The sequence below is a fragment of the Fibrobacter sp. UBA4297 genome, from assembly GCF_002394865.1.
In the GTDB taxonomy this organism is placed as follows: Bacteria; Fibrobacterota; Fibrobacteria; order Fibrobacterales; family Fibrobacteraceae; genus Fibrobacter.
The window spans coordinates 94,052-108,412 of sequence record NZ_DGUZ01000009.1 but is presented as its reverse complement, the minus strand read 5'-3'; the positions used below and the strand labels follow the sequence as shown (position 1 = coordinate 108,412).

Here is a 14,361-nt window from a genome sequence, read left to right as displayed (position 1 = left end):
ACCTCTTACGCCAATTCTAGAATTTTATCGGATAGAGCAAATACCAATGGAATTCCGGATACACCTGAATCGTCGGCGCCGGCAACTTGAAATAGTTCAGCGCCTTAATGATTGTACGGGCCAGGCGACTCTGCGGACGGAAAGCCTCCAAATCATAATCGAGAGCGATATAGACCTCACGACGAGGATGCGGTTCATCGGTAAACACTTTTTCATCTATACTCAAACCAATTGCAATGGCGAGCCAACTCGGATAATACTTGCGAGCCGATTCCGGCAAAAGCCTGTAGGGCTTTATCGAAAGCCAGAACGTCTGATTCACGTAGTCATCCGTAAATACACCACCCGAAGCCGCATGTTCCATGTCATAATAGGCATTGGAATTAATCCAATAACTCCATTTGAGGTCCACATACTTGAAAATGGGCACATAACGTTCTGCCATCGGCAAGAATCCGCCAAGGCCGCCCGAAAGCACGTCAAAAACGCTAAAGCCCCACGACGGAGCAAAGCCATCCTTGATATCGATCGCGATATGGGTCGCCAAGGCAGAAAGCCCAGCAAACAAATAAGACTGGAACTCACTCGCACCTGCCCAATGATAACCTTCGTAAAAGCCTTCCGCCAGCACTACACCCGCCGCAAAATGGCCAAACTTGTCCAAATTCAGCGCATAATCAAAGTCATTTTCAAAATGGAAATGGGTGCGTTCATCATCCCACCAGCCTTTTTCAAAGACAAACCCATAAGCCGCCCCATAGGCAATCAAAGTGAGTGACGCCACGCCAAAAAGCTTAGCGGGTTCAATTTCGGGTTTTACATCCGTAGGATCTTCACTTCGGTAATCCCAAGTGGAATCGCGCCACGTGAGCGGATCCCCTGGAGACGACAAAGCTGCCGCCGGGAACACCAGCGACAGCATAAGCACAAACGCGAGTAAGCCAATAGCAGAACTGTTGGCCTTACGCATTAATTCCTCGCGAAAATGATAACTCCATTTTGGCCTCCGAAGCCAAAGCCGTTGCTCATAGCGTAGTCAATCTTCTGGTTGACGGCGCCATTTGCGCAGACATCAAGGTGAATTGCCGGATCCTGTTCGAACACGTTGAGTGTACCATGGATCTTCTGATTCATAACAGACATGATGGTCACGACGGATTCGAGAGCACCTGCAGCACCCAGGCAGTGGCCGATCATGGACTTGGACGAATTAACCTTGAGGTTTTCGAGAGCCGATGCAGAGGACTGCTTGAAGAGCGTTTCGATGGCAGAGCATTCTGCAATGTCACCGAGCGGTGTGGATGTACCGTGAGTATTAATATAGCTAATATCCTTAGCTTCGATGCCAGCTTCCTTCATGGCGTTGGCCATTGCGAGCATCACACCCTTGCCATCCGGACGCGGAGCGGAGATGTGGTGAGCGTCAGAGCTTGCACCGACACCAGCGATACGGGCGAGAATATTTGCACCACGAGCCTTAGCGTGAGATTCGCTTTCGAGCACGAGGACTGCAGCGCCTTCACCGATTACGAAGCCATCGCGATCCTTATCGAACGGGCGGGAAGCCTGTTCCGGAGCGTCATTGCGCTTGCTGACGGCCTTCATGCTGGTAAAGCCAGCGAGGCTGAGCGGGTTCACCGTTTCGTCGGCACCACCAGCGAGCATCACATCGCAGCGGCCGAGACGAATCATGTCATAGGCATTGGCGATGGAGTGGTTGGAAGTTGCGCAAGCGGAAGTGACCGTGTAGGACGGACCCATCCAGCCAGTCTTGTTGCAAACTTCACCAGCCGGCATATTCACGATAGCCATCGGAATATAGAACGGAGAAACGCGGGACGGACCACGATTGCTGAGAGCCACAGCGGCATCATAGCAATACTGCAAACCACCGATACTGCTACCAATGATAGCACCGCAACGTTCCGGATTTTCGTTTTCCGGAGCGATGCCGGCCATCTTCAAGGCCTGGAATGCCGAGTAAACGGCATACTGGATGCAGCGGGAGAACCTGGACTGGTCTCTGGTGCTGTAGATTTCTGAAGCGTCGAACTCACGAATTTCGCTAGCCATGCGAGAAGTGTAAGCGGAAGCGTCGAAACGCTGAATGGGAGCAATGCCAGACTTACCCTGGAGCAAGTTCTGCCACAATAATTCGGGGGAGTTTCCGAGAGAGGAAACGCAGCCCATACCTGTAATAACAACATTTTCCATAATGCGCCAAATATAATAAAAAAAACGGTAACATTTTCGTAAGTGTTGAAAGAAAAAGACTATTTGTAGCAAAAAATTATAATTCTTATGCGTTTTTCTTAACTTTCTGAGAATTAATCCATATATATGGAATTTTCTTTTATTTTCATTACACAAGACTTACAGCCGGTTATTAGTCGTTGGTCAATAGCCATAGGTCGGGACAGGTTCCGGCGGGAACGTCGGATCAAAAAAATGCTATTATTCGCGCGTATGCCAAAAAGCTCCCGAAATTTAGTCTGGATGGACCTGGAAATGTCAGGCCTCTTTCCCGAAAAAGATGTCATTCTCGAAATTGCAACCATTGTTACCGACGCCAACTTGAACATTCTCGCCGAAGGCCCCGTCATTGCCATCCACCAGCCCGAAAACGTTTTCGAAAGCATGGACGAATGGAACACGCGGCACCACAACCAGAGCGGACTTGTGGACCGCTGTCGCCGTTCGCAGTATTCCCTCAAGGACGCCGAACTCGAGACGCTCCGATTCATCAAGCCGTTTACCGAAAAAGGAAAGAACATCCTCTGCGGAAATTCCATCACGCAGGACAGGCGTTTTTTGTACAAGTACATGCCCGAAATTTCGGAATGGCTCTGCTACAGGAATATCGACGTGAGTTCCATCAAGGAACTCTCTTACCGCTGGTACCCGAACCTCGAAGATTTTCAGAAAGAAAAACGCCACGAAGCCTTAAACGATATCCGCGAAAGCATCGCCGAACTCGCCTACTACCGAAAGACCATCTTCAAGTAATTTTATGGAAAGACTCCCCTACGCCCAGAGAATGCGCAACCGCTGCATTGCGATTACCGTCCTCATTACGATTATTGTTGCCATTGTTCACTGTTCCTCCAAAGACGATCCAGAAGAATCCGCCAAAGCAGCAGCCAAGCAACAAGCATTAGCGGCAGACACACTCGCCCAGGCGGTAGCCCCAAGCGATACAAATCCTTTCGACGAATCGTACAACGCCGAAGTTCCAGCAAACGAAAACCCGAACGGTCTTGCCGCCCTGAAAGGCATCGAAGATGAAGACTTCGAAAGCGCAGGCAACACCGCCGTCGGAAATGATGCAAGCGCAATAAGCACAACATCCGAAAGCACAGACAACGTCCGCGATACAGTCCATATCAAGTCGCAAAAGGATCCGTCCCTCGCCGACAAAATCGACATTCTTTTACGCCGTTACCACCCGGATTTGGGCGTCATCCTCGTCGTAAACACCAAGACAAACGAAATCATCGCCTGGGGCGAACGCCGCGATGGCAAAGTGCAGAACAGGCCGGACTGGATTGGGCGCGCCACCTTCCCCGCCGCATCGCTTGCAAAACTCGTGACGATTGCCGCCGCCATGGAAAGCAACCGTTACTCGCTCAACACACCCATTCCGATGATTGGACGCCACCACACGCTTTACCTGAACCAGCTCCGCGTCCCCGAAAAATACAACGGCCCCACGATGGAACTCTCCGAAGCGTTCGCCCGTTCCGCAAACCCGCCCATGGCAATCGTCGGAAAAACTATCGGTGCAAAGCGCCTAACCGCAGCCGCGGCAAAGCTTGGCTACAACAGGCGCTTCCCAGGGAACGTTCCGAACGCATCAAGCTATACCGCCCCGGACACAGGTTACGGTCTTGCCGAAGTCGCCTGCGGATTCACCACATCGACAACGCTTACACCGCTTCTTGCAGCAGCGCAAGTCCGGGCAGTCCTCACCAAGAAGCCTCTTGAAATTCCATGGGCTCGCGACATGGCACCATTCGCCCCGCAAAAGCCGATTGCCCTCGACATCGGAAAGTTCAGCGAAAACACGTACTACGGCCTCCGTGAATCCATGCTCCGCTCAGTAACGCAGGGCACCGCCCGCAAGCACATGTCCACAAAGAACATGGCTCGCAAGAACTTCGAGGCCCTCCGCCTCGGCGGAAAGACAGGTTCCCTCGATGGGACAGATCCCGCCGGCCGTTACGACTGGTTTATGGGTTTTGCAGAATCCAAGGCAGACCCGAGCAAATCCATTGTCGTTATCGTGATGCAGATGCACAAGGAAATTCGTTCGCAACCGGCTACGCAAGTGGCCGCAACCGTTATCAATTACTGGGCGCACCAAAACCTTAGTCTAAAAAAATAATTTAGATTTAAGCACAAAAGAAAAAGGTTTATTATGGAATTATCTTGGTGGAACTTAATACCGACTTATTTTGACGGCACCGCATTTCAGCTAGGGAGCTTCCCTGTGCGCTGGTACGGCATCATGTACATTTTTGCGTTCGTGACCGCCTACATCACCATGTGGAAAATCAGCGAAAAAGAAAAGCTCGGCTACACCAAGGAACAACTCGATAACATTTTCACGTGGATTATCGCGGGCATTTTACTTGGCGCGCGCCTCGGTTACGTGTTTTTCTACAAGGCTAGCTACTACCTTGCAAACCCAACCGAAATTTTATTTCCCATGGTTCACGACGACCTCGGCTACCACTTTGTCGGGATTTCGGGAATGTCGTACCACGGCGGTCTCATCCTTGGCATTATCTTCTTCTGCATCGGCGCAAAGAGAAACAAGCTCGACGTTTGGAAGACTTTGAACCTCGCCATGCTTGCAGCACCGCTTGCCTACACCTGGGGACGCTGGGGCAACTTCATCAACGGAGAGCTCTTTGGCGAAGCAACGACCAGCGCTATTGGCATGTGGTTTCCGCTCGCCCACGACAGCACACTTGCAAACCCGATTCTCCACCACCCGAGCCAGCTTTACGAGATGTTCTTTGAAGGCATTGTGCTCTTTATCGTTTTGTACAACCTGCGCAAGATTCCAAAGCTCCACGACAAGATTCCATGCCTTTACCTGATGGGTTACGGGCTGTTCCGTTTCTTCATTGAATTTTTCCGAAAGCCAGACGCTCACCTTGGACGCGTAGACCTTTTTGGAATGAGCCGCGGTCAGACACTCTGCTCCGTGATGATTCTCGCCGGCCTTGCGTGGATGGTGTATCTGTTTTATAAAGAGAAGAAAGCAACTGAAAAAGTTTAGTTGGCAGAACTTAGTTGTCAGAACTTAGTTGGCAGAACTTAGTTGGCAGATCTTAGAAAGAAGAGCAATGTTCTAACATCTAAGATCTAAGTTCTAAGAGCGAAGCGAGCTAAGCTCTAATAACCTTTAAACAGATTCTCCCAGAGGTTTCGTTCTTCTTCGAACTTCTGAGCGAAAAGCTTGCTCACCTTCTTGTAGACGGCCTTGACATGCTCGGCCAGTTCATCGGTCACGTATTTTTCTGTTTTACCGTCATCTGAAGCAACCTCGTTCATGAGCTTGCTCCACTGGTTTTCCTGATTCTTGCTACCAAGCGTTGACGAAAGCGATGTATCCTCGTAGCACTTGTTTTTCATGTACGCTTTCCAGACGGACTGCGGAATCTTTTCCAAGAAATTCTTGAGGAACGGTTCGGCATTCGTCGAGTATCCGTAAGAGTTTCCGATCAAGCAAATTAGCGGTACGTTAATAACACGGCCAACATTTACCTGGCTCCAGTTCTCGTCCGTCATGACGAGGGCCGCATTAAACAAATCTTCGGCGGGCTTCGGTTCGTTGTAGAAGTTGTCGATTCCCAAATGGGCGTCGCGCAAGCGATTGAGAGAATCCGATAGAACCGCATTGTCATTAACAACATTGTCCGAAACAGCCGCATTGATAGCGGAAGCTAGAGCCGCAGTCTTGCCGTCTACACATTCGGAAACTTTGAGCGAGGCATTTACGCAGGCATCCAACGCCTCCTCCGGCTCCATCACAGTTGAATCAAACGAAGAAGAGACGCGGAACTTGTGATAGAATCGGATGTTTCCTTCTTGCGACTGGAAGTAAAGAGCCTTGTACAGCTCGTTATCTTTGAACAAATTAGCAAGAGCCCTATAAGCGCGGTGCCTTGCGCCACCCGATGTAAACTTACCTCGGTGGATGGAGACAAAGCAGTGGAATGCACGCACACAGCCATTCGTATCAATCACCGTAATGCCATCGTAATTAAGCATCGAGATGAACATCTTGCGGATAAAATTTTGCTCGTACAAGTCGCGATACGACTGCGAATCTAGCATGGAATCCGGCTTGATCTGCATTTCCTTGTAATCGTCAAAGACAATCTTTCCGCTATCGAAATTTTCGTCTTCATTGCCATCCCAGGACGGATCTACAAACAGGCAGATTGTGCCGTGGACTTCCCTCTTGATTTGCGAGAACAGACCCGCCCAGAACCCCTTCGGGTATGACTCCAGATTGTTGTCTTCCAAATTGTCCGAAAACTCGTTTTCGTCAAGGTCAAAACGGATAAGCAGATGGTCGCTTACACCCGCAGGAGTATGAGAGTTTATACAAATCTTGGAGCGGTTCACGCATTCAATCAGCAAGAACCCCTTTTCGAGAAGCGACCGTTCCGTCTCGCCCGCATTGCCAAGGTCAGACTGGAACACCCCGACCTGAATGGACATCTCCGACTTTTCACGCGCAGGCATCTGCTGGATAATCAAGTCGCAGCCGCTCTTGCAAAAATGAATGACATCCTTCAGGCAAGCCTTGACACGCTCCTTGAACAAATTCTCAAGCGCATCCCCGGAAAATTCATAAATCCGGCGATTCCAGCCCATCGGCGGGTTGCCGTTGCCCATGATGATTCTGAAGGTGAAATGGTCGTTTTCTTCTTGATAATGTGGAACGCTCGGTAGAATTTCGATAATAGCGTCAATAACCGCTTCCTTCATATCAGGAAGTTTGCGCAAAAAGAATTCCTTGATTTTCTTTCTGTCGAGCCCAACAACGCTCGAAGGATTGTCCATTTCTCCACTCATAAAAAACCAATAAGTTTCTTATTATTAATATACATTGATGTAAGAACTTTTGTGCGGCAAGGCTTCAGTTTTATGCTCCAAATTGCCCTATTTTTGCCCAAATACGCAAAAAAGACTATCTTTAGAACCGATTTAACAGGAGCTTTAAAAATGGCAGGTATTACTTACGAAATTGACGACAAGAACATTGTTGAACAAATCAAGTCTGATGCCATGAATGTCGCAGCAGAACTCACAGAAGTCGCCCACCTCAAAAAAGGCGATATCGTCGTTGTCGGCTGCAGCACCAGCGAAACACTCGGAAACCAGGTCGGGAGCCATTCCGTCCCGGAAGTCGGCAAAGCGATTTATGACGGGCTTCAAAGCGTCTTTGGCACAAAAGGCATCTATATTGCCGCCCAATGCTGTGAACACCTGAACCGCGCCATCATCATCGAACACGAAGCCGTCCCGAATGCTGAAATCGTAAACGTCGTTCCACAGCCAAAAGCCGGTGGCTCCTTTGCTACCGCTTGCTACGCAAGCTTCAAGGCTCCCGTTGCGCTCGAGCATATCAAGGCAAACGCTGGTATCGACATCGGCGGGACCCTTATCGGCATGCACCTCCGCGAAGTCGCCGTCCCCGTGCGCCTAAAGCAGAACCACATCGGCAAGGCGATTATCATTGCCGCACGCACCCGCCCCAAGTTCATCGGCGGTGAACGCGCTCACTACAACGATGCGCTCAAGGACGGGTATCCCGAGTTCTAGAAAACGCCCCCAAAGCGTGTTCCATACAGCCTTGCGCCATGCAAGGCTTTTTTTGCAAATAAAATGTTTCAAATTACTCCTTTTTCATTTTATTTTCTTACATTTTAAATATATGTCAAGGTTACCCGCAACACTATTTATTTTATTCGGCGCATTTTTTGCCATTTGCACTGGTTGTAAAGGTTTTACCAAGGAACCCCTAGCTTCGATTTCCCAAGCCAATACATCTAACTACACCATCGGGGTCGAAGAAATCTCCGACTTGCAAAACATCATCAGCACGAAGGTTCCCAAAGCAAGAATCAAGACCTACCCGGACCTGATAACCGCCTACTTTGCCCTCCAGGTGGGCGACATCGACGTTCTCGCTTACAACGAGACAGTCCTCCACCACACCTTCAACGACAGCATGAGCGGTCTTACCGTTATCGAAAATGATATCGCCGCCACCGAAGAGTTCGTCATCGGCATGAACAAGCATAGCGCCATCCCGGACTTGAAAGGCATCATCAACAGGCTTATCGACAGCCTGAACGCCGCCGGCTCGCTCAACGAACTCAACGAGCACTGGAACAACAACGTAAACAAGATTTCGCTCATTCCCGCAAAGGAATTCGAGTCCGAACAAGTTTTAAGGATTGCAACATCCGCCGATGTTCCGCCATTCTCCTTCACAAGCGACAATCAAATCGTCGGCATCGACATGGACATTGCTAAACTGCTCGGAGAGAAACTGAACATCAAGACATCAATCATCAAAAAGGACCGGAACAAGCTAATCACCGCCCTCAAGAAGAACGAAGCAGACCTTATCATCTCGGCATTCAACAAAAACGAACGGTTCCAGGACGACATAGATTTTTCAAAACCATACTACATTGCTAAGTCGACCTTTGTCGTTCGCAACGATTTCAATAAGGAACCGACTTTGAGCAAGGTTCCAAAAATGACTTACCTTGAACCCAAGAAGCCTGACGAAATTTACAAGTTGTCCGATTTGTCCGGTAAATTTGTCGGGGTTCAAACAGGCACAACCCTCGACGAGCAGGTCCAGCAGTTCATCAAGCTCCCGCGCATCCAGTACTTCACAAACATTCCCGAAATGACAAAAGCATTGGACAATCGCGATATCGACGGAATCGCTGTAGACTATTCCGTTGCCGAATCAATTCTCAGACACCATTCAGATTTCTCGATTCTCAAAGACCGCTTGAACAAGGACGAATTCGGCATCGCCATGGGCAAGAACAGCCCGCTCAAAGCAAGCATCGACTCCTGTATTAGCATTCTGCAAAAGAAAGGCGAAATCCAGAAGATTAAGGACAAGTGGTCCAAGAACAAGGCCGCCGTCAGGGTGATGAAGCAGGACTGGGTCGGCAGCGACACGCTTATCGTCGGAACAGAAGCGCTCTACGCCCCTTACGAATTTTACCAGTGGGGCGAACTTTCGGGCATCGATATCGACATCATGTACACAATCGGCAAGATGCTGAACAAGAACATCAAGTTTGCGGACATGAACTTTGACGTGCTTATCCCGTCTCTCGTGAACGAAAAGACCGACCTCTGCATCGCAGCCATCAGCATTACCGAAGAACGCAGCAATTCTATAGATTTCTCGATTCCATACGACAAGAACGAATCCGTGATTGTCGTGCACACGCCAAAGCATTCCATCGAAAAAATCGGCGACTCTACCGGTGTCTTAAGCCATATATTCCAGAAAATTCAAGAATTATTTGATTAAGTCGGCAGAACTTAGTCGGCAGAACTTAGTTGGCAGAACTTAATTGGCAGAGCTTAGTTGGCAGAGCTTAGAGAGAAGAGCAATGTTCTAAGTTCTAAGTTCTAAGTTCTAAGTTCTAAGTTCTAAGTTCTAAGTTCTAAGTTCTAAGTTCTAAGTTCTAAGTTCTAAGTTCTAAGCTCTAAGTTCTAAGCTCTAAGTTCTAAGAGCGAAGCGAGCTAAGTTCTAAATAGCCTTGTGATGCCGCATGGCGCGGATGTTGCGCGGCAGCACCTCCTTGTGCCACTTGATCCATTCGTCATAGTAGATATAGCGTTTTTCGCGTTGACGAAATTCTCGCCCATGCACAATGCGGCGTCCCTCACGTTCTTCGACAGGGATCACGATATGCAAGCACTCGTGATAGACGACACCTGCGATTGCGTACAAAGGACAATTTGCAGCATCGTACCCGCGACTAATGCTTATCAGGTGGAAATCTTCACCGGTCACCGGGTCCTTGCGCACGGAATGGAAACTGAGTCCGCCTACGCGATTGCTCCAGGTGATTCGACAAGTGAGTTCCCCGTTAAAATAAGTGTTGTTGATGGCGGCAAGCACATCGGTCAAATTGTGGTGCGCCCCTTGCGGACGAATCGGCGGAAGCCTTCCCTTGCTTGCCAGCGGTTTTTCACCTTTGTCTGTAAACACCTGATCTACAGTCTGCCAAAAGCGATTGACCAAGTCCTTAATAATAGCCTTGTTCTTCTGCGTTTTACGGCGTATGGCATGTTCAGCCCACTCCGCTGCCAGCTCTCGCGCAGCCGCAAATTCAGGGGCTTTCATGTATGCAGGGAGCAATACTTCCGGGTGCCCAAACAGAAAACCGCCCTTGCAACGGATGCTCTTTTTCATTAAGGGACTGTACTTAAAATGAACAAGCCCGTTGACGGAGCAGTCCGGAGAAGGGCCCCTGGTTTCGTTTTTTTCCGGTTCAGCGACAAAGCCGAACAAGTCCAACTGCCCGTCGTTCACGCGCCCAACACTCCTTCATAGCCATTCAGCGCCAAAAGCCCCCCAAAGAAGCTTTCCGGCAAGTCAAGCGCCGCATAATGCTCCGAGATTCCGTACACGGCATCTTCGACAACATCTGGCATATAAACTATATAGCTATCGTTCTTTTCGGTCTGGAGCATATCGGGCGTGCAGTACTGTGGATCGGTTTCGCTAAAGTACATGCGGCATGAGACCGTCCTTAGCGGATAAACAGTGCAATCCCCCACCGCATTCGAGAACGGGCAGGACCGCCACCAGGAGAAGTAGTCGTGCAGAGCCTTGTCTTCGGCATCATCTTCAGAAAGTCCTTCACCCTTGCGCGCCTCGAACAGAGCCTCAAACTTGTCCGAACGCATCTGGCAAGCTTCCATCAGCGTAAGGAGGTCTTCCCGCTTGCGCAGTTCGCTGTACATGAAAATAAGTTCAAATGGCTCGACCGACATCGGGTAATGATGGCAGCAATTTCCACAGGCTGGCCGACACTGGATTGGGCGCGGCTGTTGCACAAGCACGGCCTTCAGGTATTGGTCGTACGCATAGTGGTACGCTTCGGTAAACTTGAGTATTTCCGGCAACTGTTCTTTCAAGTTGTCGGGACCAATGGCGGACTCACGCCCCAAGGCGGCCGCAATTCCGTCTAGGCGGTCCCGTTCCACTCGTAGCAGGGTCGACAGTCGCATTTCGGCAATTCGGTAAGCCTTCGTCGGAAAATACTCTTTATAAGCATTCATTGTGCGCAAATATATTTTTTTACGAGAATACCGTAAAAACAAGCTATAAAAAAAAGCAAATTATTCATTTTTGCAAGAATGAAGTTATTTTATTACATGGAGTAAAGAAAAATTTTTCAGGACTGGCACTATGAAAAAAGTTTCGCAAGGCAAATGGATGTGGCCTTTAGCAATCGCCCTGTCTATAGGGACCGTCGGTTGCAACTTGTTTCACCCAACAGGCAGTCGAGATGCCGACAGTGACGACGCGGCGGCACTAACTCACGACGGATACCTGGAATTCCAGAAATCCAATTTTGACTCGGCGCGCAAGTTTTTCGGCAAGGCTATCCGCGCAGACTCCAGCTATTCCGAAGCTTGGATCGGACTCTGCAAGACGGTTCTGAAAATGCAGGACGGGATTAACGTATTCGAACTTGCTTCATACGCTCAGCAACACGAAGACTCCAATGGGAAGTCCACCAACGGGTTCCTTACCATGAGTGACGAAAAGGCCGATTCCATTGCCAGGGGCATCGATTCCGTTATGTTCTACCTGAACCAGTTTGTAGCCCGCGACACAACTGACCGGACAGACAAGAAAGTCCGCTTCAGCACAATAGCCGACAGCTATACCATTCTCCAGCTATCCAAGGCAGCCCTCCGCATCAGGAACGTGAACACGCAGCTTTCGACCGTAGTCTCGGCTGACAATTCCGGCATGATGATCAACCTCAATACGCTGAACGACCTCGGCGATAGCCTCAAGCCGTTCTTGAACGACATGGCAGCCGCAGCCGAAGCCATCAAGGCCTCCCCAGAAAGTGCCGCCGAAATCATCAAGGCTTATTTGCCGGACTCCACACGTCAGGACTTTAATGACGAAGACTATGCCGACATTTCCGTCGGTCTTGCAAACACAGTCATCCAGTTAAACGACAGAGCTCAAAGCATCGAAAAAGACCGCAATGACGTATTCTTCAAATTCGGTAACCACATCGATGATGACGGCGATGGTTGCGTAGACGAAGAAATTGTAGACAACTTCGATAACGATGGCGATGGAGAAATTGACGAAGACGCCCGCGATTACCGCACCGTTGTTCTCGTAAAAAGACCGCAAAACTACAACGACCTAGTTGAAGCAAGCAAGAATTCCAAAACATACGACTTGACCAAGGCCCAGGTCGATTCCACAAAGTTTATCGGAAGCTACCAAGCGGTCGATATCGACATGGACGGAAAATTCGGACCGGAAGACCCGACGCGTCTTGAGATATACTGGCAACCGCAAGATTCGGATGAATGGAAATTTATTTACGACGACCCGGACGAACGCGACGAAAATAAAAACCACAGGTTCAAGTTTACAACGACGATTAACTTCACGTTCGCCGATGACGGCAAGTTCTCCGAAGACAAGAACGAGACTAATTCTGACAAAATAAATTCCCTTATTACAAATAAAGAACTTATCCGTATGGATACGGATATCAACAACATAAAGTTCGACTGGAGAAAGCGCGCCGAAATGGTTGGCGGGTGCTGGACGAACTATGACGATGAAAGGTTCCTCAAGTGGTTCGAAGGGAGAAATGCAAAATGAATAAATTAACAATACTTGCAGTTTTCGCACTTGCTTTCGGAATCGCTTCGGCAAAGTCTCCAAGACATTTTTCGCTTCGTGCAGAATCTATGGGTGGCGCCCACGTCGCAGTCGTTGATGACAAGGAAGCCATCCATTACAACTACGCTGGTTTAACGCAAATCAACAGGCTTGGCAACTACGATATACGGCCAGAACAAGGCTACTATCCACGCAACTGGATTGGCGACATGCGACTCACCTTTGGCGGTGCAGGCGACATTTTCAAGTTTCTTTCAACATATAGTGATGTGAAAGACGTTCAAGATTTGTTCCGAGCCGCACAGAACGATGCAAACAGGATAACCAAGGACCATCCTCAGGTATCTAGCCAAACAGGAGCCATCCTCGATTCGCTCCAAAAGAATCCAAAGTACGTCAAGACCCTCAACTCTTACGACCACAAGGCGATGGAAGCGAGAGTCAAGTTCGATGCGGAACTCGCCTTCCACAACTTTGGAGCCGCTTTTTGGATGAACGGAAGTGTGGCGCCATACGTTGATGCAGGTCTTATCCTCCCCTATGTAGTCGTTGACACATTTGTGATTGATGCCGTTGCCCAAATGGGTGGCGCCTACGAAATCATTCCGAATCAACTATCTGTCGGTTTAGGCGGTAAAATCGTCAAGCGCCACAAGACAAACATGGTGACTGTCGGCCTTGCAAACTATAGTACCATTGTAGATACGCTCAAAGAACAGGCTAGCGACGCCACGGACAACTTCTTCGATTCCAAGACATTCTCCTTCGGAATTGATCTCGGTGTACTCTACCAATTCAACCGCGAAGTGCGATTTGGTGCATCACTGCGCGACATCTACTTCAAATCGCTTGCCGGCGAGACTCTGATTCCGAATTTTACCATCGGTGCAAACTACAGCCCGAAATTCATGAACAGCAATACGGGCTTTGGCCGTAAATTTAACGTGGCCGTAGATTTTGCCGATATGTTCAATGCCGACAGAAACTACAAGTTCTTTACGCACTTGAACTTCGGTTTTGAACTGGAACAGACGCTCGCCGCAATTCCGGGACTCAACAATGAAATTCGCTTTATTACACTCAGACTTGCAGGCGGTTTCAGAGGCGGTTACCCGTCAGCGGGAGTCGGGCTCGAGGTACTCCGCTTCTTTACGATCGAAGCAGCCACCTGGGGCGAAGAACGCGGTTACTACACAGGCCAGGACGAAAACCGTATCTACATGGTGCAAGGCAGCATAGGATTTTAGTGGTTGCGGCAAAGCCGCGGTAGGAAGTAGGAAGTAGAAAGTAGGAAGGATGTGTCGTCCTGGAGCCGTCATCCTCGAACGAAGTGAGGGGAACCATAATTTCTTGTTTTACAATTGCGACGGGATCCAGTAAATTTTAAAGAGTCCCGACAC

General features: G+C 49.3%; 12 protein-coding genes. 7 read left to right on the top strand and 5 right to left on the bottom strand.

Translation table 11 applies throughout. The features are described from left to right. Window positions 1-16 precede the first annotated feature (16 nt). Window positions 17-970, bottom strand: coding sequence for a hypothetical protein (locus B3A20_RS03700; RefSeq protein WP_290761983.1), 954 nt, complete (start codon window positions 968-970; stop codon window positions 17-19). Continuing rightward, window positions 970-2,214 carry a beta-ketoacyl-ACP synthase II gene (gene fabF / locus B3A20_RS03695; protein WP_290761980.1) on the bottom strand — a complete coding sequence of 415 codons (1,245 nt, stop codon included), beginning with the start codon at window positions 2,212-2,214 and terminating at the stop codon, window positions 970-972. Before fabF ends, B3A20_RS03700 begins: the two co-directional genes overlap by 1 nt. A gap of 252 nt (window positions 2,215-2,466) precedes the next feature. Between fabF and orn the strand changes: the two genes are divergently transcribed. The 3 genes from orn to lgt are packed head-to-tail and all read left to right on the top strand — an operon-like array spanning window position 2,467 to window position 5,287. Further along, the gene (gene orn / locus B3A20_RS03690) at window positions 2,467-3,006 is read left to right on the top strand and encodes an oligoribonuclease (RefSeq protein ID WP_349680063.1); all 540 of its coding nucleotides are present in this window, start codon (window positions 2,467-2,469) and stop codon (window positions 3,004-3,006) included. A 4-nt stretch (window positions 3,007-3,010) separates the two neighbouring features. Beyond that, window positions 3,011-4,384, top strand: coding sequence for a penicillin-binding transpeptidase domain-containing protein (locus B3A20_RS03685; protein ID WP_290761974.1), 1,374 nt, complete (start codon window positions 3,011-3,013; stop codon window positions 4,382-4,384). 33 nt (window positions 4,385-4,417) lie between these two features. Next, entirely contained in the window at window positions 4,418-5,287 is an 870-nt protein-coding gene (gene lgt / locus B3A20_RS03680) for a prolipoprotein diacylglyceryl transferase (RefSeq protein ID WP_290761971.1), read from the top strand. Between the two features lie 116 nt (window positions 5,288-5,403). Here the strand turns inward: lgt and B3A20_RS03675 are convergent, their stop codons facing one another. Then, the gene (locus B3A20_RS03675; RefSeq protein ID WP_290761968.1) at window positions 5,404-7,095 is read right to left on the bottom strand and encodes a hypothetical protein; all 1,692 of its coding nucleotides are present in this window, start codon (window positions 7,093-7,095) and stop codon (window positions 5,404-5,406) included. A 150-nt stretch (window positions 7,096-7,245) separates the two neighbouring features. Between B3A20_RS03675 and B3A20_RS03670 the strand changes: the two genes are divergently transcribed. Beyond that, window positions 7,246-7,845 carry a TIGR01440 family protein gene (locus B3A20_RS03670; RefSeq protein ID WP_290761964.1) on the top strand — a complete coding sequence of 200 codons (600 nt, stop codon included), beginning with the start codon at window positions 7,246-7,248 and terminating at the stop codon, window positions 7,843-7,845. Window positions 7,846-7,957: 112 nt separating this feature from the next. After that, window positions 7,958-9,592, top strand: a complete 1,635-nt coding sequence (locus B3A20_RS03665; protein WP_290761961.1) for a transporter substrate-binding domain-containing protein — start codon at window positions 7,958-7,960, stop codon at window positions 9,590-9,592. A 222-nt stretch (window positions 9,593-9,814) separates the two neighbouring features. Here B3A20_RS03665 and B3A20_RS03660 read toward each other — a convergent pair whose 3' ends face one another. Continuing rightward, entirely contained in the window at window positions 9,815-10,603 is a 789-nt protein-coding gene (locus B3A20_RS03660; protein ID WP_290761959.1) for a hypothetical protein, read from the bottom strand. After that, window positions 10,600-11,355, bottom strand: coding sequence for a YkgJ family cysteine cluster protein (locus tag B3A20_RS03655; RefSeq protein ID WP_290761957.1), 756 nt, complete (start codon window positions 11,353-11,355; stop codon window positions 10,600-10,602). The genes B3A20_RS03660 and B3A20_RS03655 overlap by 4 nt, the downstream gene beginning before the upstream one ends. A gap of 130 nt (window positions 11,356-11,485) precedes the next feature. On the opposite strand from B3A20_RS03655, the gene B3A20_RS03650 reads away from it, so the two are divergent. Both B3A20_RS03650 and B3A20_RS03645 read left to right on the top strand, forming a co-directional pair. Continuing rightward, window positions 11,486-12,940, top strand: a complete 1,455-nt coding sequence (locus B3A20_RS03650; RefSeq protein ID WP_290761956.1) for a hypothetical protein — start codon at window positions 11,486-11,488, stop codon at window positions 12,938-12,940. Next, entirely contained in the window at window positions 12,937-14,208 is a 1,272-nt protein-coding gene (locus tag B3A20_RS03645; RefSeq protein ID WP_290761953.1) for a hypothetical protein, read from the top strand. The genes B3A20_RS03650 and B3A20_RS03645 overlap by 4 nt, the downstream gene beginning before the upstream one ends. The last annotated feature ends 153 nt before the right edge of the window (window positions 14,209-14,361 follow it).

Excerpts from the sequence above, each read along its gene's own strand:
- B3A20_RS03700 (WP_290761983.1), bottom strand. The coding sequence starts at position 970 with ATGCGTAAGGCCAACAGTTCTGCTATTGGCTTACTCGCGTTTGTGCTT.
- fabF (WP_290761980.1), bottom strand. The coding sequence starts at position 2,214 with ATGGAAAATGTTGTTATTACAGGTATGGGCTGCGTTTCCTCTCTCGGA.
- orn (WP_349680063.1), top strand. The coding sequence starts at position 2,467 with ATGCCAAAAAGCTCCCGAAATTTAGTCTGGATGGACCTGGAAATGTCA.
- B3A20_RS03685 (WP_290761974.1), top strand. The coding sequence starts at position 3,011 with ATGGAAAGACTCCCCTACGCCCAGAGAATGCGCAACCGCTGCATTGCG.
- lgt (WP_290761971.1), top strand. The coding sequence starts at position 4,418 with ATGGAATTATCTTGGTGGAACTTAATACCGACTTATTTTGACGGCACC.
- B3A20_RS03675 (WP_290761968.1), bottom strand. The coding sequence starts at position 7,095 with ATGAGTGGAGAAATGGACAATCCTTCGAGCGTTGTTGGGCTCGACAGA.
- B3A20_RS03670 (WP_290761964.1), top strand. The coding sequence starts at position 7,246 with ATGGCAGGTATTACTTACGAAATTGACGACAAGAACATTGTTGAACAA.
- B3A20_RS03665 (WP_290761961.1), top strand. The coding sequence starts at position 7,958 with ATGTCAAGGTTACCCGCAACACTATTTATTTTATTCGGCGCATTTTTT.
- B3A20_RS03655 (WP_290761957.1), bottom strand. The coding sequence starts at position 11,355 with ATGAATGCTTATAAAGAGTATTTTCCGACGAAGGCTTACCGAATTGCC.
- B3A20_RS03650 (WP_290761956.1), top strand. The coding sequence starts at position 11,486 with ATGAAAAAAGTTTCGCAAGGCAAATGGATGTGGCCTTTAGCAATCGCC.
- B3A20_RS03645 (WP_290761953.1), top strand. The coding sequence starts at position 12,937 with ATGAATAAATTAACAATACTTGCAGTTTTCGCACTTGCTTTCGGAATC.